24 protein-coding genes are annotated in these 22627 nt (G+C 64.9%); 12 read left to right on the top strand and 12 right to left on the bottom strand.

The genetic code is table 11. The annotated features are described in order from the left end of the window. Positions 1 to 19 precede the first annotated feature (19 nt). The 6 genes from AC1DR6_RS17295 to AC1DR6_RS17320 all read left to right on the top strand — a co-directional run bounded on the left by AC1DR6_RS17295 (position 20) and on the right by AC1DR6_RS17320 (position 5764). The gene (locus AC1DR6_RS17295) at positions 20 to 1036 is read left to right on the top strand and encodes an ABC transporter substrate-binding protein (protein ID WP_476830494.1); all 1017 of its coding nucleotides are present in this window, start codon (positions 20 to 22) and stop codon (positions 1034 to 1036) included. Positions 1037 to 1176: 140 nt separating this feature from the next. Further along, positions 1177 to 1827, top strand: a complete 651-nt coding sequence (gene paoA / locus AC1DR6_RS17300) for an aldehyde dehydrogenase iron-sulfur subunit PaoA (RefSeq protein WP_476830495.1) — start codon at positions 1177 to 1179, stop codon at positions 1825 to 1827. After that, positions 1824 to 2762, top strand: coding sequence for an FAD binding domain-containing protein (locus AC1DR6_RS17305; RefSeq protein WP_476830496.1), 939 nt, complete (start codon positions 1824 to 1826; stop codon positions 2760 to 2762). Before paoA ends, AC1DR6_RS17305 begins: the two co-directional genes overlap by 4 nt. A gap of 14 nt (positions 2763 to 2776) precedes the next feature. Then, positions 2777 to 4978: a molybdopterin cofactor-binding domain-containing protein gene (locus AC1DR6_RS17310; RefSeq protein ID WP_476830497.1), complete on the top strand. Its 2202-nt coding sequence runs from the start codon at positions 2777 to 2779 to the stop codon at positions 4976 to 4978. Between the two features lie 110 nt (positions 4979 to 5088). After that, positions 5089 to 5418 carry a hypothetical protein gene (locus AC1DR6_RS17315; RefSeq protein WP_476830498.1) on the top strand — a complete coding sequence of 110 codons (330 nt, stop codon included), beginning with the start codon at positions 5089 to 5091 and terminating at the stop codon, positions 5416 to 5418. Between the two features lie 43 nt (positions 5419 to 5461). Continuing rightward, positions 5462 to 5764 (top strand): hypothetical protein, encoded by a 303-nt coding sequence (locus AC1DR6_RS17320; RefSeq protein ID WP_476830499.1) that lies wholly within the window; start codon positions 5462 to 5464, stop codon positions 5762 to 5764. Positions 5765 to 6244: 480 nt separating this feature from the next. Here the strand turns inward: AC1DR6_RS17320 and AC1DR6_RS17325 are convergent, their stop codons facing one another. Then, on the bottom strand, positions 6245 to 7267 hold the full coding sequence (locus AC1DR6_RS17325) for a bile acid:sodium symporter family protein (protein ID WP_476830500.1): 1023 nt from the start codon (positions 7265 to 7267) through the stop codon (positions 6245 to 6247). A 94-nt stretch (positions 7268 to 7361) separates the two neighbouring features. Here AC1DR6_RS17325 and AC1DR6_RS17330 point away from each other — a divergent pair, with 94 nt between their 5' ends. Both AC1DR6_RS17330 and AC1DR6_RS17335 read left to right on the top strand, forming a co-directional pair. Continuing rightward, complete coding sequence (locus AC1DR6_RS17330; RefSeq protein WP_476830501.1) at positions 7362 to 8258, top strand: LysR family transcriptional regulator; 897 nt, start codon at positions 7362 to 7364, stop codon at positions 8256 to 8258. Positions 8259 to 8397: 139 nt separating this feature from the next. Next, the gene (locus AC1DR6_RS17335) at positions 8398 to 9312 is read left to right on the top strand and encodes a GGDEF domain-containing protein (RefSeq protein ID WP_476830502.1); all 915 of its coding nucleotides are present in this window, start codon (positions 8398 to 8400) and stop codon (positions 9310 to 9312) included. A 27-nt stretch (positions 9313 to 9339) separates the two neighbouring features. On the opposite strand, the gene denD is transcribed toward AC1DR6_RS17335, so the two are convergent. The 7 genes from denD to AC1DR6_RS17370 all read right to left on the bottom strand — a co-directional run bounded on the left by denD (position 9340) and on the right by AC1DR6_RS17370 (position 15566). Then, entirely contained in the window at positions 9340 to 10320 is a 981-nt protein-coding gene (denD, locus tag AC1DR6_RS17340) for a D-erythronate dehydrogenase (protein WP_476830503.1), read from the bottom strand. 42 nt (positions 10321 to 10362) lie between these two features. Beyond that, positions 10363 to 11109, bottom strand: a complete 747-nt coding sequence (locus AC1DR6_RS17345; protein ID WP_476830504.1) for an SDR family oxidoreductase — start codon at positions 11107 to 11109, stop codon at positions 10363 to 10365. Between the two features lie 25 nt (positions 11110 to 11134). Continuing rightward, complete coding sequence (locus AC1DR6_RS17350) at positions 11135 to 11581, bottom strand: GNAT family N-acetyltransferase (protein ID WP_476830505.1); 447 nt, start codon at positions 11579 to 11581, stop codon at positions 11135 to 11137. A 4-nt stretch (positions 11582 to 11585) separates the two neighbouring features. After that, the gene (locus AC1DR6_RS17355; RefSeq protein WP_476830506.1) at positions 11586 to 12299 is read right to left on the bottom strand and encodes a GNAT family N-acetyltransferase; all 714 of its coding nucleotides are present in this window, start codon (positions 12297 to 12299) and stop codon (positions 11586 to 11588) included. Further along, positions 12296 to 12622 carry a hypothetical protein gene (locus AC1DR6_RS17360; RefSeq protein ID WP_476830507.1) on the bottom strand — a complete coding sequence of 109 codons (327 nt, stop codon included), beginning with the start codon at positions 12620 to 12622 and terminating at the stop codon, positions 12296 to 12298. The genes AC1DR6_RS17355 and AC1DR6_RS17360 overlap by 4 nt, the downstream gene beginning before the upstream one ends. After that, on the bottom strand, positions 12619 to 13458 hold the full coding sequence (locus tag AC1DR6_RS17365; RefSeq protein WP_476830508.1) for an isocitrate lyase/PEP mutase family protein: 840 nt from the start codon (positions 13456 to 13458) through the stop codon (positions 12619 to 12621). The genes AC1DR6_RS17360 and AC1DR6_RS17365 overlap by 4 nt, the downstream gene beginning before the upstream one ends. A gap of 245 nt (positions 13459 to 13703) precedes the next feature. Continuing rightward, positions 13704 to 15566 (bottom strand): IlvD/Edd family dehydratase, encoded by a 1863-nt coding sequence (locus AC1DR6_RS17370; protein WP_476830509.1) that lies wholly within the window; start codon positions 15564 to 15566, stop codon positions 13704 to 13706. Between the two features lie 250 nt (positions 15567 to 15816). On the opposite strand from AC1DR6_RS17370, the gene AC1DR6_RS17375 reads away from it, so the two are divergent. The 3 genes from AC1DR6_RS17375 to AC1DR6_RS17385 are packed head-to-tail and all read left to right on the top strand — an operon-like array spanning position 15817 to position 17689. Beyond that, positions 15817 to 17001 carry a pyridoxal phosphate-dependent aminotransferase gene (locus tag AC1DR6_RS17375; protein WP_476830510.1) on the top strand — a complete coding sequence of 395 codons (1185 nt, stop codon included), beginning with the start codon at positions 15817 to 15819 and terminating at the stop codon, positions 16999 to 17001. Positions 17002 to 17003: 2 nt separating this feature from the next. Then, complete coding sequence (locus tag AC1DR6_RS17380; protein ID WP_476830635.1) at positions 17004 to 17363, top strand: NIPSNAP family protein; 360 nt, start codon at positions 17004 to 17006, stop codon at positions 17361 to 17363. Beyond that, positions 17360 to 17689: a DMT family transporter gene (locus tag AC1DR6_RS17385; protein WP_476830511.1), complete on the top strand. Its 330-nt coding sequence runs from the start codon at positions 17360 to 17362 to the stop codon at positions 17687 to 17689. The genes AC1DR6_RS17380 and AC1DR6_RS17385 overlap by 4 nt, the downstream gene beginning before the upstream one ends. A gap of 44 nt (positions 17690 to 17733) precedes the next feature. Here AC1DR6_RS17385 and AC1DR6_RS17390 read toward each other — a convergent pair whose 3' ends face one another. After that, entirely contained in the window at positions 17734 to 18552 is an 819-nt protein-coding gene (locus tag AC1DR6_RS17390) for a DUF3108 domain-containing protein (RefSeq protein WP_476830512.1), read from the bottom strand. Positions 18553 to 18862: 310 nt separating this feature from the next. Between AC1DR6_RS17390 and rpmB the strand changes: the two genes are divergently transcribed. After that, on the top strand, positions 18863 to 19150 hold the full coding sequence (gene rpmB, locus AC1DR6_RS17395) for a 50S ribosomal protein L28 (RefSeq protein ID WP_476830513.1): 288 nt from the start codon (positions 18863 to 18865) through the stop codon (positions 19148 to 19150). Positions 19151 to 19321: 171 nt separating this feature from the next. Here the strand turns inward: rpmB and AC1DR6_RS17400 are convergent, their stop codons facing one another. From AC1DR6_RS17400 to AC1DR6_RS17410, 3 genes are read right to left on the bottom strand one after another with little or no spacing between them, the layout of a single operon-like run. Then, positions 19322 to 20317, bottom strand: coding sequence for an esterase-like activity of phytase family protein (locus AC1DR6_RS17400; RefSeq protein ID WP_476830514.1), 996 nt, complete (start codon positions 20315 to 20317; stop codon positions 19322 to 19324). After that, a complete protein-coding gene (gene cobT, locus AC1DR6_RS17405) occupies positions 20317 to 22212 on the bottom strand; it encodes a cobaltochelatase subunit CobT (RefSeq protein WP_476830515.1) in 1896 nt (631 codons plus the stop codon). The genes AC1DR6_RS17400 and cobT overlap by 1 nt, the downstream gene beginning before the upstream one ends. Next, positions 22209 to 22625: a GNAT family N-acetyltransferase gene (locus AC1DR6_RS17410; protein WP_476830516.1), complete on the bottom strand. Its 417-nt coding sequence runs from the start codon at positions 22623 to 22625 to the stop codon at positions 22209 to 22211. Before AC1DR6_RS17410 ends, cobT begins: the two co-directional genes overlap by 4 nt. Positions 22626 to 22627: the final 2 nt, after the last annotated feature.

Genomic DNA, 22627 nt, shown 5'->3' on the forward strand with positions numbered 1-22627 from the left:
CACCCGGAGGAAACCGACCATGAATTCCAAGACAGTCCTGCGCACCGCTTTTGCGGTGGCCGCGCTTGGGGCGACGTTCGCCGCTCCCGCCCGCGCCGAAGTGTCCGAAGTCCGCATCTCCAAGGGCTTCGGCATCCTCTATCTGCCGCTGATCGTGATGCAGGATCAGCAGTTCTTCGAGAAGCGCGCCAAGGCCGCCGGCCTGGGTGACGTCAAGGTCAACTGGCTGATGCTAGACGGCGGCAACGTCATCAACGATGCGATGATGGCCGGCACGCTCGACTTCGCCGGCACCGGCGCGCCAGGCTTCGTCACGCTTTGGGCCAAGGCCAAAGGCATTCCGGGCGTCGAGGTCGTCGGCGTTACCGGCATGAGTTCCACCTCGCAATGGCTGATGACCAACGACCCCAAGATCAAGTCGCTGCAGGACTTCACCTCTAACGACAAGATCGCGCTGCCGGGCATCAAGACCTCGCTCGCCGCGGTGACGCTGCAGATGATCTCGGCCAAGGTCTTCGGCGATGCGAACTATGCCAAGATGGACCCGTTGACGATCAGCCTGCCGCATCCTGAGGCGCTTGGCGCGCTCATCGGCGGCAAGACCGAAATCAAGGCGCATTTCACCTCGCCGCCCTTCCAGTACATCGAGGCCAAGGCGCCCGGCATCCACCGCGTGCTCAACTCGGTCGATTATCTCGGCAACATGACGCTGGACGTGACCTTCGCGCCGAAGAAATTCGTCGATGCCAACCCGAAGCTCACCCAGGCCTTCATCGACGCGATGGACGATTCCGCAGCGCTGATCGAGAAGGACAAGAAGCTCGCCGCCGAGATCTACGTCAAAAGCTCGAAGGTGAAGGTCGATGCATCCGAAATCCAGCAGATGATCGAGGACAAGGATTCGCGCTTTACCGCAACACCGGAAGGCGTGCTGCAATACGCCGAATTCCTTCACAAAGCTGGATCGATCAAGGTCAAGCCCGCCAAGTGGAGCGACATGTGGGTCCCGCAGATCGCCGGCCGCTCCGGCAGCTGACCTGATCAGAGGCGGCCGTCGCTTCGTCGCACGGCCGTCCGCTCCCGACGAAACGATCCATCACGTCCGCGTGATGGATCAATTGCCGCCATCACCCGTTCTTTGGTCTCATTCCAAATTTGAGACCGGGAAACGTGGATATGCCACCTGACCAGTTCAGCCTGACACGACGGGCTGCCGTCGCTGCGGGCGCTGTAACGATTGCGGGCGGTTTGCCGCCCTTCCAGGCCGAGGCCCGCACCTCTGCCACGAGCACGGCAAGCGCCGGCACGAACGCCGCCCATCATACCGTGGGCTTCAGCATCAACGGCAAGTACGAGAGCCTCAGCCTCGACCCGCGCGTGACGCTGCTCGACGCGCTGCGTGAGCATCTCCATCTGACCGGTTCCAAGAAGGGCTGCGATCACGGCCAATGTGGCGCCTGCACGGTGCTGGTGAACGGCCAGCGGATCAATTCCTGCCTCTCGCTTGCGGTGATGCACGAGGGTGATGAGATCACCACCATCGAGGGCCTCGGAGAGCCCGGCAACCTGCATCCGATGCAGGCCGCCTTCGTCAAGCATGACGGTTTCCAGTGCGGCTACTGCACGCCGGGCCAGATCTGCTCCTCGGTCGGCATGCTCAAGGAAATCGAGGCGGGCGTGCCCAGCCACGTCACCGCCGAGCTGGATCAGGTTGCCTTTTCCGACACCGAAGTTCGCGAGCGCATGAGCGGCAATATCTGTCGCTGCGCGGCCTATCCCAACATCGTCGCCGCGATCCGCGAAGTGCATGAGGGAGATCGCGGATGAGACCGTTCACCTACGAGCGCGCCGATAACGCCGCCTCCGCCGCCAAGGCGCTTGCCGGCAATCCCAACGCGAAGCTCATCGCCGGCGGCACCAACCTGCTCGACTTGATGAAGCTCGAAATCGAGACGCCGGCTCATCTCGTCGACATCAACCGCATCGGGCTCGACAGGATCGAGGAGACGCCGGAAGGCGGCCTTCGGATCGGCGCCTTGGTGCGGAACACGACGCTCGCGGCCGATGGCCGCGTTCGCAAGGATTACGCGGTGTTGTCACGGGCGTTGCTGTCCGGCGCTTCCGGACAATTGCGCAACAAGGCGACCACGGCCGGAAACCTGCTGCAGCGTACGCGTTGCCCCTATTTCTACGACACCAACACGCCCTGCAACAAGCGTCAGCCCGGCTCGGGCTGCTCGGCTCTGGAGGGTTTCAGCCGCAATCTCGGGGTTCTCGGCGTAAGCGATGCCTGCATCGCGACGCACCCATCCGACATGGCGGTGGCGATGCGCGTGCTCGATGCCACCGTCGAGACGACCTTGCCCGATGGCCAGACCCGCAGCATTCCGATCGCGGATTTTCACCGTCTGCCGGGTGAGACGCCACACATCGAGACCGAGCTGAAGGCGGGCGAACTCATCACCGCCGTGACGCTGCCGAAGCCCGTGCCGGGCAAGCATCTCTACCGGAAAGTCCGTGATCGCGCCTCCTACGCTTTCGCCACGGTTTCGATCGCGGCGATCCTGGGGGCGGACGGCACCGGCCGCTTCGCCTTTGGCGGACTCGCGCACAAGCCCTGGCGGGTGAAGGAGGCAGACGCCGCATTTGCGAGAGGCCCCAGCGCCGTGGCCGATGCCGCGCTCAGCGGCGCGCGCCCGACCAAGCAGAACGAGTTCAAGCTCGGCCTCACCCGTCGCGTTCTCGCGACCGTGACCGCCTGACCAGGATTTTCGCCATGGATTTCAGCACACCTGCCCTTGCGCCCAATCCGATCGATCAGGGCAAGGTCGTCAGCAAGCCGCTCGACCGCGTCGATGGCCCGCTAAAGGTCTCGGGCCGCGCCCATTACGCTTATGAATTTCACGAGGAGTTTCCGAACGCCGCCTATGGCTTCGTGGTCGGCTCGGCGATTCCGCGCGGCCGCATCGTTTCGATCGACACGAAGAAGGCCGAGGCCGCGCCGGGCGTCCTGCTGGTTATGACGCACGAAAACGCGCCCAAGCAGGACGGCGACGGCCAGCACAACGCACCGCAGCTCGCAGGTCCCGAAATCGAGCAGGCCGAGCAGGCCGTCGCCTTTGTCGTAGCCGAAACCTTCGAGCAGGCGCGCGCCGCCTCGAAGCTGGTCGATATCCGCTACGAGCACGGCAAGGGCGATTTCGATCTCGCGGCCGTCAAGGATTCCGGCGAACCGGTCAAAGAGGCTCCTGATTCGAAAGTGGGCGACTTCGACGGTGCCTTCGCGGCCGCCGCGATCAAGATCGACGTGACCTATACGACGCCCGACCAGTCTCACGCGATGATGGAGCCGCATGCCTCGGTCGCGCGGTGGGACGGCGATAAGGTCGTCATCTACACCTCGAACCAGATGATCCATTGGGCCCATGACGGCATCGCCAGCACCTTGCGGATGCCCAAGGACAAAGTGCGCGTCGTCTCCCAGTTCATCGGCGGCGGCTTCGGCTCCAAGCTCTTCCTCTATGCCGATCCCATCCTTGCCGCACTCGCCTCCCGCGCGCTCAAACGGCCCGTCAAGGTGGCGCTGACGCGTCCGCAGATCTTCAACCACACCAATCACCGCCCGGCGACGATCCAGCGCCTGCGCCTCGGCGCCGACAAGGATGGCAGGCTGGTCGCGGTGGGGCACGATGCCTATTGCGGTAACCAGGAGGGTGGCGAAGCGGAAAACGCCGCCGACCAGACCAAGCTGCTCTATCGCGGCGCCAACCGGCTGATCCGGACCCGGATGGCCGAGCTGCATCTGCCCAAGGGCGGTGCGATGCGGGCACCCGGCGAGGCGGTCGGCCTGTTGGCGCTGGAAGGCGCGATGGACGAACTCGCCGAGAAGACCGGCATCGACCCGGTCGAGCTGCGTATCCGCAACGATGTGCAATACGACCCTGAGAAGGGACCGGACAGGCCGTTCTCGTCGCGCAAACTGGTGGAATGCCTGCGCGAGGGATCAAGCCGTTTCGGCTGGGACAAGCGCAGCACCAGGCCCGGCACCACGCGCGACGGCCAATGGCTTGTCGGCATGGGCGTCGCCGCCGGCATCCGCAACAATCTGGTGATGCCATCCGGCGCGCGTGCGACGCTGGACGGCAAGGGCGAGCTGACCATCGAAACCCAGATGACCGATATCGGAACCGGCAGCTACACCATCCTGACGCAGGTCGCGGCCGAAATGCTGGGCCTGTCCGTCGAGAAGGTTCACGTCCGATTAGGCGACAGCGACTTTCCGGAATCCGCCGGCTCGGGCGGCTCATGGGGCGCCAACTCCGCCTCGGCCGGTGTCTACGCCGCCTGCATGGCCTTGCGGGGCGAAATTGCGCGCAAGGCCGGCATCAATTCCGACGATGCCGAATTTGCCGATGGCGAGGTTCGCGCCGGACAGCGCAGCATCAAACTGGTCGATATTGCGCGCGTCGCGCCGCTGACCGTGACCGACAAGGCAACGTTCGGCAAACTGACCAAGCAGTTCGCGCAGGCGAGCTTCGCCGCCCATTTCTGCGAGGTCGGCGTCGACGCGGCGAGCGGCGAGGTTCGTATCCGGCGGCTTCTAAGCGTCTGCGCGGCCGGCCGCATCCTCAATCCGAAGACCGCGCGCAGCCAGTGTCTCGGCGGCATGACGATGGGCATCGGCGCCGCCCTGATGGAGGAGCAGGTCGTCGATGAGCGCTTCGGCAAGTTCATCAATCATGATCTCGCCGAGTACCAAGTGCCGGTTCACGCCGATATTCCGGATCTCGATGTCGTCTTCCTCGACGAGCTCGACGACAAATCGTCTTGGCTCAAGGCCAAGGGCGTCGGCGAACTCGGCATCTGCGGTGTGGGAGCCTCCGTCGCGAACGCGATCTACAACGCCACGGGCGTGCGCATCCGCGACTACCCGATGACGCTCGACAAGATCCTGCCCGGCATGCCGGCCGCCATCTGAAAAGCGGCGCGGCATCACAACCGCGGAACCATCCCGGCAACCGCAGGTTTATTCATGCCGCGTTTATGCGCGGCATGCCCAGTTGGGCCATCGCAACCTGGGATATCAAAATGAACCGATTTGCCGTCCTTGCCATTCTCGGGTCACTGGGAATGGCCGCCGTCGCCACACCGTCCTTTGCGGGCGAGGCTTTACCGCCAGCGATCGCGCACCAGCTCGACGCCAAGCCGGCCGAGTTTACCGCCAGCGCCGCCAAGATGCGGCGCATGCAGATCATTCAGGACACCATGGCGCGCCAGCGCGGTTACGGTGGTCGTGGCCGGTATTACAGCGGCGGTCCGCGCTATGATCGCGGCCCGCGTTACGGCCGTCCCGGCGGTCCGCCGCCCGGCTATTATCGTCGCGGCTATGATGGCCCGGCGCCGGGCTATTACCGCTGACAAGCGGAACTCGATATTCGCGTTCAAAAAAGGAGACGACACCATGGAAAGACGCAATTTTCTTCTCGGTCTGCTCGGCCTTGCAGCTGGGTCGGCCACCATGGCCATTGCGGGCAAGGCAACTGCCGCTCCCGTGACCGGCTCGGCCGGCGCGCTTGTCGGCGCCACCGCTGAAGCCGACCGTGCGATGACGCTGCCCGACGGCACTGCCGTCGAGCACGCCCAGTACCGCGATCGCCCGTTTCGCGGTCGCATGCCCCGTGGTCGCCGCCGGCGCGAGATCTGCCGCGTGACGCGCAATCGGTTCGGTCGTCCGGTCCGGGTTTGCCGCACGGTTTGGAACTGAAGACAGGAGGGGCCGTCATGGCCCCTCCTTTTTGATCTGATATAGCGATGCCGGCCTCCTGAAATGTGGGCCGGCGTTTCCACATAGGCCGTTCGACATAACAGGGTGGGCAGAATGATTCGAATTTCGCTGGCGGCCGTTGCGGTCGCCTCTCTGGTTGCCGGCTGTGTCTCGAGCCAGCCGCAGCCTCAGCCCGTCGCGGCGCCCATGGGGGGCGTGGCCAAGCAGATCCTTCGGGACAATGGCCAACTGGTCCTGCCTGATGGCACGCGCGTGAACCCGGATCCGACAGGCGGCTTCCAACTGCCGAATGGAGATTATGTGCGCCGGGAGCGCGGATCCCTCGTGCTGCCGACCGGCGCTCGCTGCGCGCCCAGCGCAGGCGGTTATACCTGCCCCTGATAGGGCAGCCTTTAACCGGATGTGACAGGCATCGCCCGCGTCAGACGCGGGCGAAATCGCATCTGATGACCGGGAAGCTCAGACTTCCACCGGCTTCGGCATGACGGTCTGGGCGATCGGCTCGTCTTGCTCCTTCGGCCGGCGGGCATAGCGCTGCGCCAAGGTCGCGCAGGCGAAGAGCTGCGCCTGATGAAACAGCATCAGCGGTAGCACGATCAACCCCAGCGCCTGGCCGGGGAAAAGGATATTGGCCATCGGAATGCCGCTCGCCATGCTCTTCTTGGAACCGCAGAAGACGATCGCGATCTCGTCTTCCTTGGAAAAACCGAGACGGCGGCTGACGAAGGTCGTCGCAAACAGCACGAAAGCCAGCAGAACGACGTCGAGCAGGATGATCAGCCCGAGATCGCGCGCCGTCACCTGCGACCAGATGCCGGCGACCATGCCTTCGCTGAACGCGGCGTAGACGACCAACAGAATCGAGCCGCGATCGACCAGCGACATCACTGCCTTGTGCCGCAGCAGGAATGCACCGATCAACGGCCTCAGCACCTGTCCGACGACGAAGGGCAGGAGCAACTGCAAGGCGATGTCCTCGACCGCCTTGGTGCTGAAACCGCTGCCCTTGGAATCCAGCAGCAGCATGACGAGAAGCGGCGTCACCACCATGCCGAACAGGTTCGACACCGAAGCGCTGCACAGCGCCGCCGGAACATTGCCCCGCGCAATCGAGGTGAAGGCGATCGAGGACTGGACGGTGGAGGGCAGCACGCACACGAACATCACGCCCAGCGCCAGTTCCGGCGTCAGCCAGGCTCCGCAGGCCTTCGTCAGGATCAGGCCGAGAATCGGGAACAGAACATAGGTGCTGGCAAAGACAAGGGACTGCAGCCGCCAGTGCAGCAAGCCCTCCCACACAGCCAATGGCGAAAGCCGCGCACCGTAGAGAAAGAACAGCAATGCGACCGCGACCGAAACAGCGTCGCTCGCCACCGTCGCGCCAACGCCCCGCGCCGGCAGGATGGCGGCAATCGCGACCGTCGCGAGCAGCATGAGCAGATAGGGGTCGATCCCGAAGCGGGCGAGCGTGCGGCGAACCATGGTGCGATCCTCGATGTCGGCGAATTCATAGCAGCTGCGATGCCTATTTAGATCTATGCTGGACATGATTAGGGTCATCATGGATCATGATGATATGTCCGACGAATCGAAACCGCTTGATCCGGTGCTGCTGCGCAGCTTCCTCAAGGTCTGCGAGACCCGCAGCTTCACGGAAGCCGCGCGCCAGCTTGGCCTGCAGCAATCCTCGGTCAGTCAGCATGTCACGCGTCTCGAACGGCGTGTGGGAAGACGGCTGCTGGCGCGCGATACCCACGGCGTGCGCCCGACGCCGGACGGCGATGCTGTCCAGCCCTTCGCCCGCCAAATGCTGGAGGCCGGCAGCCGCATCGAGCATTTCCTCAAGGGCTCCACCCTGCGGGGCCGGCTGCGCCTCGGTGTCTCCGAGGATTTCGCATTTACCGCACTGCCCGACATCCTCGCCGAATTCGCGATGGAGCATCATGCGGTCGATCTCGAATTGACGGTCGGCCTCAGCGGTCGGCTCTACGAGCAATACGACGCCGGCGATCTCGACCTGATCTTCGCCAAGCGCCGCGCCGGCGACCAACGCGGCACGGTGGCCTGGGAGGAAAAGCTGGTCTGGGTCGGCCGGCCCGGCTCACGTGTCGCGGACGCGCAGGTTTTGCCGCTGGTGCTCTATCCGCCACCGAGCATCACCCGGGTGCACGCGTTGGAGACGCTGGAGCGCGCCGGGCGGCCCTGGCGCGTCGCCTGCACCAGCAGCAGCCTGGCGGGTTTGCGCGCCGCGACAGTCGCAGGCCTCGGCATCACAGCCCATTCCGCGCGGCTCATCCCGCCCGGCCTGGCGGAGGTGGAAGCTAGCGACCCATTGCCCGAGCTCGGCTCGATCGCGTTCGTCATCATCGGGGGCCAAACCCACGACGCAGGCGCCCGCGCGCTTGCTGCGAGCATCCTGTCGGGCACCAGCCGAATGTTGCCGGCGACCCCGCTGTCTCCACGTCGGTCATGACGACCGAAACGATCCTAACATACTGACAAAAAGTGCTTTTCCCTACTTCCCGATGATTTGATTCAAATGCGAGTAACCGCGCTTACCTTGCGTGAATCGGACCTTGCTACCCCCACAGCCTTGAGACGAAAGGCTGCCTATGACGATGCCCATTCTCCCGAAGCTCACCAGCGTTTTTAAGACATCGCTGCTGGCCCGCGCCTTCGCCGGCTGCTTCGTGGCTACCCACATTCCGATCATCGCGCTGATGGCCTATGTCGCCACCGGCGCCGCAATCAGCAGCACGGCGGTGCTCGTCATCACCCTTCTGGCAACGCTCCTCGGCACGGCGATCGCCTTCTCGATCATGCATCACCTGCTGACGCCCGTAGGCCAGCTGGCCAAGGATTTGCGCCGCTACCGCCAGGAAGGCCGCCTGCCGGCTCTGGCGAAATCGAGGCAGGACGACCTCGGCAGGCTGACCGACGAAATCCGGGATCTGATCGGCGCGCTCGATGATCGCATGGCAAGACTCAAGCGGCAGGCTTTTTCCGATCCGCTGACCGGGTTGGGCAACCGCCGCTGGCTTTCGGAAAACGCTGCGACCGAGATCGCGCGCGCCAAGCGCGAACGCGGCACGTTGTCGGTGATCGCTTTCGATCTCGACCACTTCAAGCGGGTCAACGACGAATACGGCCACGAGGCCGGCGATCAGGTGCTGATCGCCGTCGCAGAGGCGGCCAAGCCGGTTCTGCGCCCTTACGATCTGCTCGCGCGCATCGGCGGCGAAGAATTCTGCGCGCTCCTGCCCGGCACGGATCAACGCGGCGCGCAGCTCATCGCGGAGCGGCTGCGGAGCGCGATTTCATCGATTGCGCTCACCGATCTCCGGGGCCGGTGCGTCACCGCCAGCTTCGGCGTGTATGAAGCGCAGCTCCCGCAGCAGCGCTTCCGCGAAATGCTGCGGCGGGCCGACGAGCGGCTCTATGAGGCCAAGCGAGCCGGGCGAAACCGGGTCCATCCGGATCGAAGCATCGCGATTGCGCAGCTGGTCGGCTTGCCATCGGCCCCTTGAGCCGAGGGGCTCGCGAAACCCGGCGGTCTACTTCACGAATGTCCCGTGCAGTTCGTCCTCGATATGCACGCGGACGATCTCCTCGAAATTGCTTTCCGCTTTGAAGCCGAGAGCAAGAGCCCGCTGCGGATCGAAATTCTGCGGCCAGCCGGCCACGATCCTGTCGATCACCGGGTCGGTTTCGCGGCGGATGCGCTTCACCACGGTCTCGCCCGCGACCTTGCGCAGCGTCTCGATCTGCTCGGCGACGGTGCAGGAATAGCCCGGCATGGTCAGCGCCCGGCGCGGCCCGATCGCGGCCGTATCCATCGTCGCCGCGTGGAACAGGAAGCCGACCGCCGAGCGCGGCGAGGCGTGCCAATGCCGGACCTGATCGGACACTGGCAGCACCGCCTCTTCGCCGTTCAGCGGCTCGCGGATGATATTGGAGAAGAAGCCCGAGGCCGCTTTGTTGGGCTTGCCCGGCCGCACGCAGATCGTTGGCAGGCGGATGGCGATGCCATCGAAGAAGCCGCGACGGCTGTAGTCGCAGAGCAAGAGTTCGCCGATCGCCTTCTGCGTGCCGTAGCTCGTCAGCGGCGTCGTGAAGAACTCGTCCGCGATCTTGTCGTGGAAGGGCGCGCCGAAGACCGCGACCGAGGAGGTGAAGACGAGGCGCGGCGTATACCCCTCCGTGAGCCGGATCGCGTCGAACAGCGCCCGCGTGCCGTCGAGATTGATGCGATAGCCCTTCTCGAAATCGGCCTCCGCCTCGCCGGAGACGATGGCGGCGAGATGGACGATCACCTCCGGCCGCGTCGCGATCAGCTTTTCCGGTTCGCCCGCGATCGAGAGGTCGGACACCACCGCCTCGAAATCGAAAGGCGCGGCCGGTGGCGGCGAGGCCGGCACGACGTCCTGCGCCGTGACCCGCGTCACTGCCTTGCCGCCGAGCGAGCCGTCCCGCGCCAGCCGCTCGATGAATTTGCGCCCGACCATGCCGGCGCCGCCGAGAACGAGGATGTGCATCGCTGACCTCCCTAGACTGTTATTGTTGGAACGACGCCGCGCTCAGAGCGCGAAGCCGCCATCCGCCAGATGGATCTGGCCCGTGGTGTAGCTCGCCTCGTCGGAGGCCAGATAAACCGCCAGCCAGGCGATTTCCTCGGCCGTGCCGAGACGGCCCATTGCCTGCCGGTCGATGAAGGCCTGCCGCGCCTTGGCTTCCGTCGTGTTGGAGGACGCGGCAAGGTCCTTGATGCGCTGGTCGAGAGAGGGCGACTGGATGGTGCCGGGGCAGATCGCGTTGGAGCGGATGCCCTTCTTGATGAAGTCGGCAGCGACCGACTTGGTCAAGCCGATCACGGCCGCCTTGGTCGTGCCGTAAGCGTAGCGGTTGGGGATGCCGCGTACCGAGCCGGCGCCAGACGCGATGTTGACGATCGAGCCCGCGCCCTTCTCCAGCATCCCCGGCAGGAACGCCTTGATCGTACGATGCATCGAGGTGACGTTGAGATCGAAGGAGAAGTTCCAGGCCTTCTCGTCGGTGTCGAGCACCGTCCCGTGATGGACGAAGCCGGCGGCATTCACCAGAATGTCGATCGCTCCGACCTTCTCGGCGAAGGAGTCGACCGCTTTGGTCGAGAGCACGTCGAGCTTGCGCTTCTTCGCCTTCGGGATGCCCTCCAGCAGCGCCACGTCCTTGTCGGTCGCCCAAACGGTTGCACCCTCCGCGACGAAGGCCTCCGCAATGGCCCGTCCGATGCCCTGCCCCGCAGCAGTGACCACCGCGACCTTGCCCTTCAAACGCCCTGCCATGTCCGTATCCTCGTGTTCGATCGGCTTATGAGAAAATCTTGCGCATATGGACAACCCGCCGGTCGGGCAGGTCCTCATGATGCGTGACGGCATAGCCCTGCCGCTCGTACCAGGCGATGCGGGAGCTAAGCTTGGCGTGGGTGTAGAGATGCACCGAGGGCCGGCCGAGCGAACGGGCGCGAGCCTCGGCAAACCCCATCAGCGCGGCGCCGAGCTTGCGGCCGGCCGCTTGCGGCGAGACTGCGATGCTCCAGATCGTGAAATCGTCGGGCTCGATCTCCAGCACGAGCGCCGCCGCCAGCCCCGCCTCATCGTCGACGACCCAGACCTCGTGCTGGGCCAGAACCTGATGATAGTCCGCGATGCGCGGCAGCGAGGGCACGCCGATGATCGCTTCGTTCGGCAGATAGGCGGCCTCCGTCAGCGCGACGATCGCCGGGATGTCCGCAGGCGTGGCGCGACGGGGCTCCATGGCTTCAGGCCTGCGCCTTGGCGAGATCGCCGAGCGAAGCCTTCTGCCGGCCTTCCGCGTCGAAGTTCTCCGGCGCCAGCCAGGCCTGGAACAGCTTGGCCCGCGCGGGCCATTCCGAATCGAGGATGGAGAACCACGCCGTATCGCGGTTCTCGCCCTTCACCACCATATGCTGGCGAAACAGCCCCTCGAACCGGAAGCCAAAACGCAACGCGGCGCGCTTGGACGGCTCGTTCATGTTGTTGCACTTCCACTCGTAACGGCGATAGCCGAGCGAGAAACCGTATTCGCCGACGAGATAGATCGCTTCCGTCGCCGGCCGCGTCTTCTGCAAGGCCGGCGAATAGGTGATCCAGCCGACCTCGAACACACCGTGCGCCGGCCGGATCTCCATGATCCAGAGATGGCCCTTGGCCTTGCCGTCGGCCTTGTCGATCACTGCCAGCGGCACGATGCCGGCTTGATCGACCATCGATTGCAGCAGCGCGCGATAAGCTTGCTTGTCGGCTGGCGGGCGAGCCGGCAGCCAGTCCCAGACCTGATTGTGACCAGCGGTCGCCTCCCAGATGTCGTCGAGGTGCTTGGCGACATCGAGCGGCTCGAGGCGACACCAGCGCCCTTCCAGCACCTTGGCTGGCGGAAACGGTGGTGGCGCCCAATCGGGCGCCAGCTTGGCATTTGCGGGCGGTGCGATCGGGAGCATCGGATGAGGCGTCATGGTTTGGTCATCTCCTGCCAGCCCGCGAGATCGGTCGTGACATCCCATCCGGCACCGAGATCGGCCCGGATGGCCTCGGCGATCGCCGCGCCTTCCGTCTCCCAGGCGAGTTGCTCGACCGCGTCGGGAAAGCGCGAGCGTGCCTCGTCATCCTCCTCGTAAATCCCGTCGAAGGCATCCATCCAGGCTTCGAGCCGGTCGGCGATATCGTCGGACAGGCCGACATCCTCGGCATCGACCGCCTTGCGCTGCCCTTTGGCGTCGAGCGTCCACAGGCCGCTGCGTCCGAGCCAGGCCGGTGCGATGAGCAAAGTCTGGCTCACGAGCGGGACTTCAGATCGTCGGTGAAGAAAGGCTCAAGTGGCGCTGTGCCCTTATTGGCGACGAAACCGGCAAAGCTGCCCTCTTCCTTGATAAGCCGCGTCGATTCGATGAAGCCGGCCCACGCCGATCGTGCCGATGCGCCGCCTGTCGACAGGCGTCTGACACCAAGCGACGCAAAATCGGCCACGCGCAGACCCAAGTCGTTGAAGACGACGACATTGACCGGCTTGCCACCCGCCGCCTCGACGATGGCACCGATCTCCTCGGGCGTGCGCACCCACGGCGCGTACAGCACATCGGCGCCGGCTTCCACGAAAGCCGCAATGCGCCGCGTCACTTCCGGTAGCGGATCGGGATGGCCGGTCAGAAACGCCTCCGCCCGCGCGGTCAGCAGCACGCCCGAACCGGTCTCGTCGATCGCCCGGCGCGCAGCCTTGATCCGCTCGACGGCGAGTTCAAAGGGATACAGCGGATCGGCCTCACGCCCCGTCGCATCCTCGATCGAAAGTCCGGCGACCCCGGTCGCAACGCAAAGCTTGACGTTGGCGGCGACGCCATCCGGCGTGTCGGCATAACCGTTCTCGAAATCGGCGTTGACCGGTAGGTCGGGCACCGCCTTCACCATCTCGGCGATGTGGGCCAGCATCATGTCGCGCGGCACGTCCTGGTCGGCGCGGCCTTGCGTGAAGGCAAAGCCCGCGCTCGTCGTCGCCAGCGCCTTGAATCCCTGCCCGCGCAGCCAGCGCGCCGAGCCGATATCCCACGGGTTCGGCATCACGAAGCAGCCGCTTTCATGCAGCTTGCGGAAGGCTTCGACCGGCGCGGATTGGGTCATTTTAAATCGTTTCAGATGAGCCTGCGGGCGAGAGCCGCATAGTGTCCGGGGTGGAGGCTCTTGTCAGCCCCGCTGATGCGCTTCCGTTGGAGGGATGCGGTTGCGTCGGCGGAATGACAAAACACCAACACCGTTCGTCATGCTCGGCTTGTTCCGAGCATCCACGTCTCGAACACTGCTTTTGACCGGCGACGACGTCATGGTCGCCACGAGGGCGACCCTGACGTGCAGGCTGGAAACCGCGCTCAGTGATTGTCGCGCGGAATGCCGAAGGTCTTGTGGATCTTCTGGTATTTGACCGCCGGCTTCAGCACCATGCCCTCGGACAGCTCCCCGACGATGGCACGCTGAATTTCCTGCCAGGGCGTCTGGCTTGCCGGGTATTTATACCCGCCGGCGTCCTTCAACGCGGCTCTGCGCTGCTCCAGCTCCTCGTTCGGGATCAGGATGTTGGCCGTGCGCTTGTTGAGGTCGATGCGCACCCTGTCGCCCGTCTTCAGCAGCGCGAGCCCGCCGCCGGTCGCCGCTTCCGGCGAGGCGTTGAGGATCGAGGGCGAGCCCGATGTGCCGGACTGGCGCCCGTCGCCGATACAGGCCAGCGCCGAGACGCCTTGCTTGATCAGGTAATCCGGCGGCCGCATGTTCACGACTTCGGCCGCGCCGGGATATCCGATCGGCCCGACGCCGCGGATGAACAGCACGCAATGCTCGTCGATCGCGAGCGCCGGATCGTCGATCCGATGGTGATAATCCTCCGGCCCGTCGAAGACGATGGCACGGCCCTCGAAGGCGTTCGGGTCCTTCGGGTTCTCCAGATAGCGCTGGCGGAATTCCGGCGTGATCACGCTGGTCTTCATGATGGCGGAATCGAATAGATTGCCCGAGATGTTGAGGAAGCCGGAATGCGGCTTCATCGGCTCGTCATAGGTCTTGATGACGTTGCGATCGCCGGAGAAGAAGCCCTCGCAGTTTTCGGCCAGCGTGCGGCCATTGACGGTGATCGCCGGCTTGATCTTGCCCTTGGCGACAAGCTCCGCGACCACGGCGGGGACACCGCCAGCCCGGTAATAATCCTCGCCGAGATATTCGCCGGCCGGCTGCAGATTGACCAGCAGCGGAATGTCGTAGCCGATCGCCGTCCAGTCCTCGTTGTCGAGCTCCACGCCAATATGCTTGGCAATGGCGTTGACGTGGATCGGTGCGTTGGTCGATCCGCCGATCGCCGAATTGACGACGATGGTGTTCTCGAAAGCCTCGCGGGTCAGGATCCTGGAGGGAACGAGATCCTCCCAAACCATTTCGACGATGCGCCGCCCGGTGAGATAGGCCATCTCGTAGCGATCACGGTACGGCGCGGGAATTGCCGCCCCGCCCGGCAGCGTCATGCCCATCGCCTCGGCCAGCGAGTTCATCGTGGAGGCGGTGCCCATCGTGTTGCAATGGCCAGCCGAGGGCGCCGAGGAGGCGACCAGGTCGACGAAGCCGCGATAGTCGATTTCGCCCGCCGCCATCATCTGGCGCGCCTTCCAGACGATGGTGCCCGAGCCGGTGCGTTCGCCCCGGAAATTGCCGTTCAGCATCGGCCCGCCCGGCAGCGCGATCGCGGGAATGTCGACCGTCGCGGCCGCCATGATCTGCGCCGGCGTGGTCTTGTCGCAGCCCGTCGTCAGCACGACGCCGTCGAGCGGATAGCCATAGAGTATCTCGACCAGCGAAAGATATTGCAGGTTGCGGTCGAGCGAGGCCGTCGGCCGCTTGCAGGTTTCCTGGATCGGGTGGATCGGGAACTCGAACGGCACGCCACCCATCTCGCGGATGCCGTCGCGGATGCGCGGCGCCAGCTCCAGATGGTGGCGGTTGCACGGCGCGATATCGGAGCCGGTCTGGGCGATGCCGATGATCGGGCGGCCAGATTGAAGTTCGTTTCGCGAAAGGCCGAAATTCATCGTGCGTTCGATATAGAGCGCGGTCATGTCGGCATTGTCTGGATTGTCGAACCAGGCCTTGGAACGCAGCTGCTCCGGCTTGATGCGGTGAGGCGCCGTCTCATTGGTCGTCGCGACGGGGCGGTCCTGCCGCGGCACGTTGCTTTCGGGGGTCTTGGCCATCCCTCGTTCCTCTCCCGCGCCGGCCTCCGATGGGCCGGCGGCATCTTGTTTGAAACCTGTCGAGATTATCCGGCCCCGGCCGCTGCGCCGCAAGAGGCCCGGCGCGAAAAATCATACTATTTAGCATGCGCGGTTTGCATGGGGTTTCAGGGCCTCGATCGCGGACTTGCGGCTCGCGCCCGTTTGCGGTGAAGACTGCACGCAAGGCCGCCCGCGAGACGGCCATCGGAAGCGAGCTATCGAGGCTGCCATGACCCTGCATGTCGTCCCGTCCTTCTCCCGCATCGGCGAGGAGAACGCCTTCGCGGTGCTGGCGCGCGCCACTGAATTGCAGCGGCAGGACAAGGACGTGATCAATCTCGGCATCGGACAGCCCGATTTCGCGACACCGGACCATATCGTCGAGGCCGCGGTGAAGGCGCTGCGCGACGGACACCATGGCTACACCCCGGCCAATGGCATCCTGCCGCTGCGCGAGGCGGTCGCGGCCGATCTGCACAAGCGCTTCGATGTCGAGGTCTCGCCCGAGAGCGTGATGATCGTGCCCGGCGGCAAGGTCACCATGTTCATGGCGATCCTGATGTTCGGCGAGCCCGGCGCCGAGATCCTTTATCCCGACCCCGGCTTCCCGATCTATCGCTCGATGATCGAATACACCGGGGCTACGCCGATTCCCGTGCCGATGCGTGAGGAGAACGGCTTCGCCTTCTCGGCCGAGGAAACGCTGGCGCTGATCACGCCGAAGACGCGGCTGCTGATCATCAACTCGCCCGCCAACCCCACCGGCGGTGTCACGCCGAAGGCCGAGATCGACAAGCTCGTCGCCGGTCTTGGCCGGTTCCCGGACGTGGCGATCATGTCGGACGAGATTTACGACCAGATGGTCTATGACGGCGAACAGCACGTTTGCCTGCTGTCCTACCCCGAAATCCGCGACCGGCTGATCCTGCTCAACGGCTGGTCGAAAACCTATGCGATGACCGGCTGGCGCATGGGCTGGTCGGTTTGGCCGAAGCCGCTCTACGACAACGCTCGCAAGCTTGCGGTGAACTCGCACTCCTGCGTCAACGCGCCCGCGCAATGGGCGGGCCTCGCCGCCTTGACCGGCTCGCAGGATGCCGTCCACGCCATGGTCGCCGAATTCGACCGGCGCCGAAAGGCTGTGGTCGCCGGTCTGAACGACCTGCCGGGCGTGTCCTGCATCACACCCAAAGGCGCCTTCTACGCCTTCCCCAACGTCTCGCAGACCGGCTGGAAGGCCAAGAAGCTCGCCTCTGCCCTGCTGGAGGAAGCCGGCGTCGCCACCATCGGCGGCCCCGATTTCGGCGTCTATGGCGAGGGCTATATCCGCCTCTCCTATGCCAACTCGCTGGAGAACATCGAAAAGGCGCTGGAGCGGATGAAGACATTCCTCAGCACGACGAAGGCCGCGTGATCATGATTACCTGCCATCTGCGTTATATCGTCGATCCCTATCAGCTTCCGGCCTTCGAGGCTTACGGCAAGCTCTGGATCCGCCTTGTCGAAAAATTCGGCGGCGAGCATCACGGTTATTTCATGCCCTCCGAAGGCACCTCCAACGTTGCTCTGGCGAATTTCAGCTTTCCCTCGCTGGCGGCCTATGAAGACTATCGCAGTCGCGCTGCGAGCGATCCGGAATGCCTGGCCGCCATCGCGATGAACGACAAGGATCGTTTCATCGTCAGCTACGAGCGCTCGTTCTTCCGGCCGGTTTTCGAGGACGACCGAGGAGTTCGGCACGCTTCGAAAAAGCCCGACGATCGCGGGGCCGCGTGAGCTACCTGTATCTCGCCATCGCCATCGTCAGCGAAGTCATCGGCACCTCGGCGCTGAAGGCCTCCAACGAATTCACGCGGCTCGTGCCCTCGCTGATCACGGTCGTGGCCTTCGTCTGCGCCTTCTATTTCCTGTCGCTATGCCTGCGCACGATCCCCGTCGGCATCGCCTATGCAATCTGGTCCGGCGTCGGCATCGTGCTGATCAGCCTGATCGCGCTCGTCCTGTTCGGGCAGACGCCGGATGCCCCGGCGCTGGTCGGGATGGCGCTGATCGTCGCGGGCGTCGTGGTGATCAACCTGTTCTCGAAGGCATCGGCCCATTGAGCGACGCCTGGATGACAGATTGATAGAAGGTCGGCCCCGTCTCGTCAGTTCCTGGGTGCACTTGCGGTTGCACCCGGATCGACCTTGAAGCTCGAGGCCTCGATCACCGCCGTGCCGATCATCGTCTTCACCGAAATCCGGACAGGCACCATCACATCGGTGCCTGCCACAGGCGCGAGCCAAACCGTCATGTCCTTGTTCTCGGCCATGAACTTGGTGCTGGGCCTGAGCGCGCGATGCCCGGCGATCGGCACATAGCGCGCCTGGCAGATCGAGACCGGGCCGCTATAGCCCTCCAGCTTGACGCTGCGCGTGCCGGCGCTCGTCAGCTTGATGTCGTAGCGCGCAGCACCGTCGAAGATCGGCAGCGTGCGGTTGCAGACGCCGTCCTTTCCCTTGCCGCTGACCGGCATGATGAAGGCACTGAGCGGGTCGATGATGCTGCGGCGGTGGCTGTCGTCCAGCGGCACCCGGTCGGGCTTTTCGTCGATCGGCGGCTCGATATCGACGCCGGCCACTGCATTGTCGGCCAGCGCCATCCGTACGGTTCGGCTTTCGCTGCTGCTGGCGGAGCTGACCGCGAAGGTTTTCGGTGAGAGCTTGCCGCCGACCAGCGCGCCCGTGGCCGCGCCCGACCCACGCCCGCCGGTGACGCCGCCGGCGATTCCGGTCAGCTTCGCAACCATGTCGAGCTTGTAGTTCGACCCGTCGATCGTGCCGGCAAGTCCGGCCGTGCCGAAGGTGAGCCCCAGCAGCGAGACATCGTAGCGGGCCTCGATCGACGCGGCGCGAGCCGTGTCCGCCAGGAACGTGACGGTCAAAATCGCAGTGGCCAAGGATGCGGCGACGGCGGCGGGGTTCATCCAGTCTCTCCGGTACGACGCATGGACCACAGGAAATGCACGGCGATTCGGCCCGAATCGTGTCATGGCCGCAATCGATGCCGTGACGTGGCTTCAGGCAGCATCTGGCCAGCCTCTTTACGGTCCGTTAACGCTGATCGTCTGACCGGACATCCCGTAGTTTTCCGTGATGCAGGTACTTCTCCTTGACGCGCTTTGCTGGCTTGGCTATGGAACCGCGACTTCAATTTGACTTCCGGTGCTCGATGGCCGGCACGTCGCGTGTCGGCATTTTTGTTTGAGCGAAACCGGAAACGTAAGGAACGATATCATGGCCCGCCGTTGCGAACTGACCGGTAAAGGCACCCAGACCGGCCACCTTGTCAGCCACTCGAACCACAAGACGAAGACCGTCTTCCGTCCGAACCTCGTGAATGTGACGCTGCAGTCCGACGCGCTCGGCCGCTCGGTGCGCCTGCGCATCTCGGCCAACGCCCTGCGTTCGGTCGAGCATCGCGGCGGTCTCGACGCCTTCCTGCTCAAGGCGGCTGCGACCGATCTCTCGACGGGCGCGCTCGGCCTGAAGCGCGACCTTGAGAAGAAGCTCGCCGCCAACTGAGCGATTGAGCTTATTGAGTTTGAAGGAAGCGGCCGCGAGGCCGCTTTTTTCATTTAGCTCACCGTCATGGTCGGGCTTGTCCCGACCATCCACGTCTTGGTTCGTGCAACGCGGTGTTCAAGACGTGGGTGCTTGCCACAAGGGCAAGCATGACGGCAGCGCCTACGGCTCCTAGGCCAGCTCGAATTCCAGCAGCAGCGTGCGCTGGATGATCGAGAAATTGTCGTCCGAAATCAGGGTGAGGATCGTCCGCCCGTTTTCTAGATGGATCGACAGCCCTTCCATGTTGTCGATCTCGAAGCCCAAATCGGCCTCGATCAGCACCGCCCCGTCCAAAAGCGCGCCGGCCTTCGGATCAGCGAGCGCGATCCGGCGGATCCGCATGCCGACGCCACGCAGCGGCCGATACCAGCGCTCCAGCAGCAGCATGTCGCCGCCGGCCAAGAAGGCGAGGTCGGTGATGTCGTAGCCGCCCGGCCGCGCCACCTTGAAAAAGCCTGGCTCGCCATCGCCGAGCAACACGCCGAGCGTCGGCTCGTCTTCCTTGCCGGAGCGCTCCGAGATCGCGACGATAGCGCCCTTGTGCGGGCCGGCAGGCACGATCCCCAGCGCCTCCAGTCCGCGATTGCGTGGCAGCTTCTTGATCGCCGCCGGCACGGGCAAGGAACGCGCCCTTGCCTCGACGCCTTCGCGCGCCCAGTCGAAGCGCAGGATTTCATGCGTGCGCTCGACACCGACATAGGCGACGCCGCCGACGATCGCGAGGCTCTCGGTATCGAAGGATTTCGAGCGCGACAGCGGCCGGCCCGCAGGATCCAGCATCGCGGCCATCTCGGCGTGTTCAAGCGCGACGGGCTTGCCGCCCTCGGTCGCAACCTTCGCCGTCAGCCAATAGCCACGGTCGGTCAGCGAGACCAGATCGCGCCCGTCGAAAGAGCGCCAAAGCCCGGAAAATCCGCCAAAGCGCGGATGACTGCAGGATAAAACGAGCCCACCGCGAAACTGCAACGCGCCGAAGCGGCGCTTGTCCGGGCTGCGTGGCTCGAAAGCAGAGATACGGCGTGCGGAAATCTCGACCGGAAAGCGTGTCTGCTCGCTCGCCTGCGCCTGGCGCGGCAAAGCGAGGCCGGCGAGCCCGGCCAGCAAATGCCGCCGGTCGAGCCGCATCACTGCCGGCGTCGCGAGGCACCGGCCGCCGCGGCGGCGCCATCCTCCTCGAACAGCTCCGCCAGTTTCTCGGTCAGCACTCCGCCGAGCTCCTCGGCATCAACGATGGTGACGGCGCGGCGATAGTAGCGCGTCACATCATGTCCGATGCCGATCGCGATGAGTTCGACCGGCGAGCGGGTCTCGATCTCGGCAATGACATGCCGCAGATGCCGCTCCAGATAATTGCCGGCATTGACCGAAAGCGTGGAATCATCGACCGGCGCGCCGTCCGAGATCACCATCAGGATCTTGCGCTGTTCGGAGCGGCCGAGCAGGCGCTTATGCGCCCAGTCCAATGCCTCGCCGTCGATGTTTTCTTTCAGCAGCCCCTCGCGCATCATCAGGCCGAGATTCTTGCGCGCGCGCCGCCAGGGCGCGTCCGCCGACTTGTAGATGATGTGCCTGAGGTCGTTCAGCCGACCCGGATTGGCCGGCTTGCCCGATTGCAGCCAGGACTCGCGTGAAAGCCCGCCCTTCCAGGCCCGCGTGGTGAAGCCGAGCAGCTCGACCTTGACACCGCAGCGCTCCAGCGTCCGTGCCAGAATGTCGGCGCAGGTCGCAGCCACCGTGATCGGCCGCCCGCGCATCGAGCCCGAATTGTCGATCAGCAGCGTCACGACCGTGTCGCGGAAATTCGTGTCCGATTCCTGCCGGAAGGAGAGCGGCTGGAACGGGTCGAGAATGATGCGCGGCAGGCGCGCGGGGTCGAGCGCGCCCTCCTCCAGGTCGAACTGCCAGGTGCGGTTCTGCTGCGCCATCAGGCGACGCTGCAAGCGGTTGGCGAGCCGCGCCACCACGCCCTGCAAATGCGCGAGCTGCTTGTCGAGATAGGCGCGAAGCCGCGTCAGCTCCTCGGCGTCGCAGAGTTCCTCGGCCGTGACGATCTCGTCGAACTTCGCCGTATAGGCCTTGTAGTCGGTGGTCGGCCGGCCGTCGTTCTTGCCCTCGCGCGGACGTGGCGCCTCGCCGGCCTCCTCGGATTCGGAGTTCTCGTCCTCCTCCTCCCAATCGCCGGCCGGTGCGTCGCTGGCTTCCGAGGCACCGTCCTCGAGTTCCTCGGTCGCGTCCTCGCTGACCTCGACCTCGGACCGGTCGGACCCGCTCTGCTGCTCGGATTCGCCGTCCTGCTGATCCTGGTCCTCGGAGGACTGGTCCTGATTGTCGTCGTCCTCGTCCGATTCGTCGCCCTGGGCGCTCTGGTCGGCCATGTCGAGCGCTACCAGCATATCGCGCACGGTGCGGGCAAAGCCGCGCTGGTCTTCGATGGTCTTGGCCAGGCGGTCGAGATCGGTTCCGGCCTTGGCCTCGATCTGCTCACGCCACAGCTCGACGATCTTTTCGGCAGCCTTCGGCGGCTTGATGCCGGTCAGGCGCTCGCGCACCATCAGCGCCAGCGCATCTTCCAGCGGCGCATCGGCCCGGTCGGTGATCTCCTCGTAGCGCCCGCCGCGGTGGTAGCGGTCCTCCAGCATCGCGCCGATATTGCCGGCCATGCCGGTCATCCGCCGCGAGCCGATCGATTCGACCCGCGCCTGCTCGACGGCATCGAACACGGCGCGCGCCGCATCGCCTTCAGGCGCCGCGCGCCGATGCACCGAGGCGTCGTGGCAGGCGAGGCGCAGCGCCATCGAATCGGCATGTCCGCGCAGGATCGCGACATCGCCGGCGGTGAGCTTTCGCGGCGGCTCGGGCAGGCGCGCCCGTTCGCCCACAAGTGAAGGTTTGTCGGAGGCGAAGACGATTTCCATCTCCGGCCTGCGCGCGATCGCCTTCATCGCGCCCGAAACAGCCCGCTTCAGCGGCTCGGTCGGAGCTTCCTTCGGCGTGCCGGGCTTGCGGTTCGAGATGCTCATAGCGCCTTCGTGAAGTGATGCAGCGTCTGCCCGGCCACTGGATAATCCTCCATGCGGCCGTATTCGCGATAGCCCAGCCTCGGATAGAAGCCCGGCGCCTGGATGCTCATCGTCGAGAGAAACACGCCGCGCGCGCCATAATCCCGCGCCTCCTGCTCGGCCTGCACCAGCATGGCAGCGCCCCGTCCCGTTCCGCGCTGGCTCTCGTCGATCCAGAACAGATCGACATGCAGCCACTCCCATTTCAGCTCGCCGACGAGGCCGCCAACGATCGTGCCGGTCTCGTCGCGCAGGCTGATCGTCAGCGGCTTGCCGTTGCGTTCACCGACACGGATCTGGTTATAGGCGCTCAGGCCCCGCAGCACGGCCGCGCGCGTCTCCTCCTGATCGGGCTCGACGGTGATCGCGGCCATTT

The organism is Allobosea sp. P5_A5 (assembly GCF_056400625.1).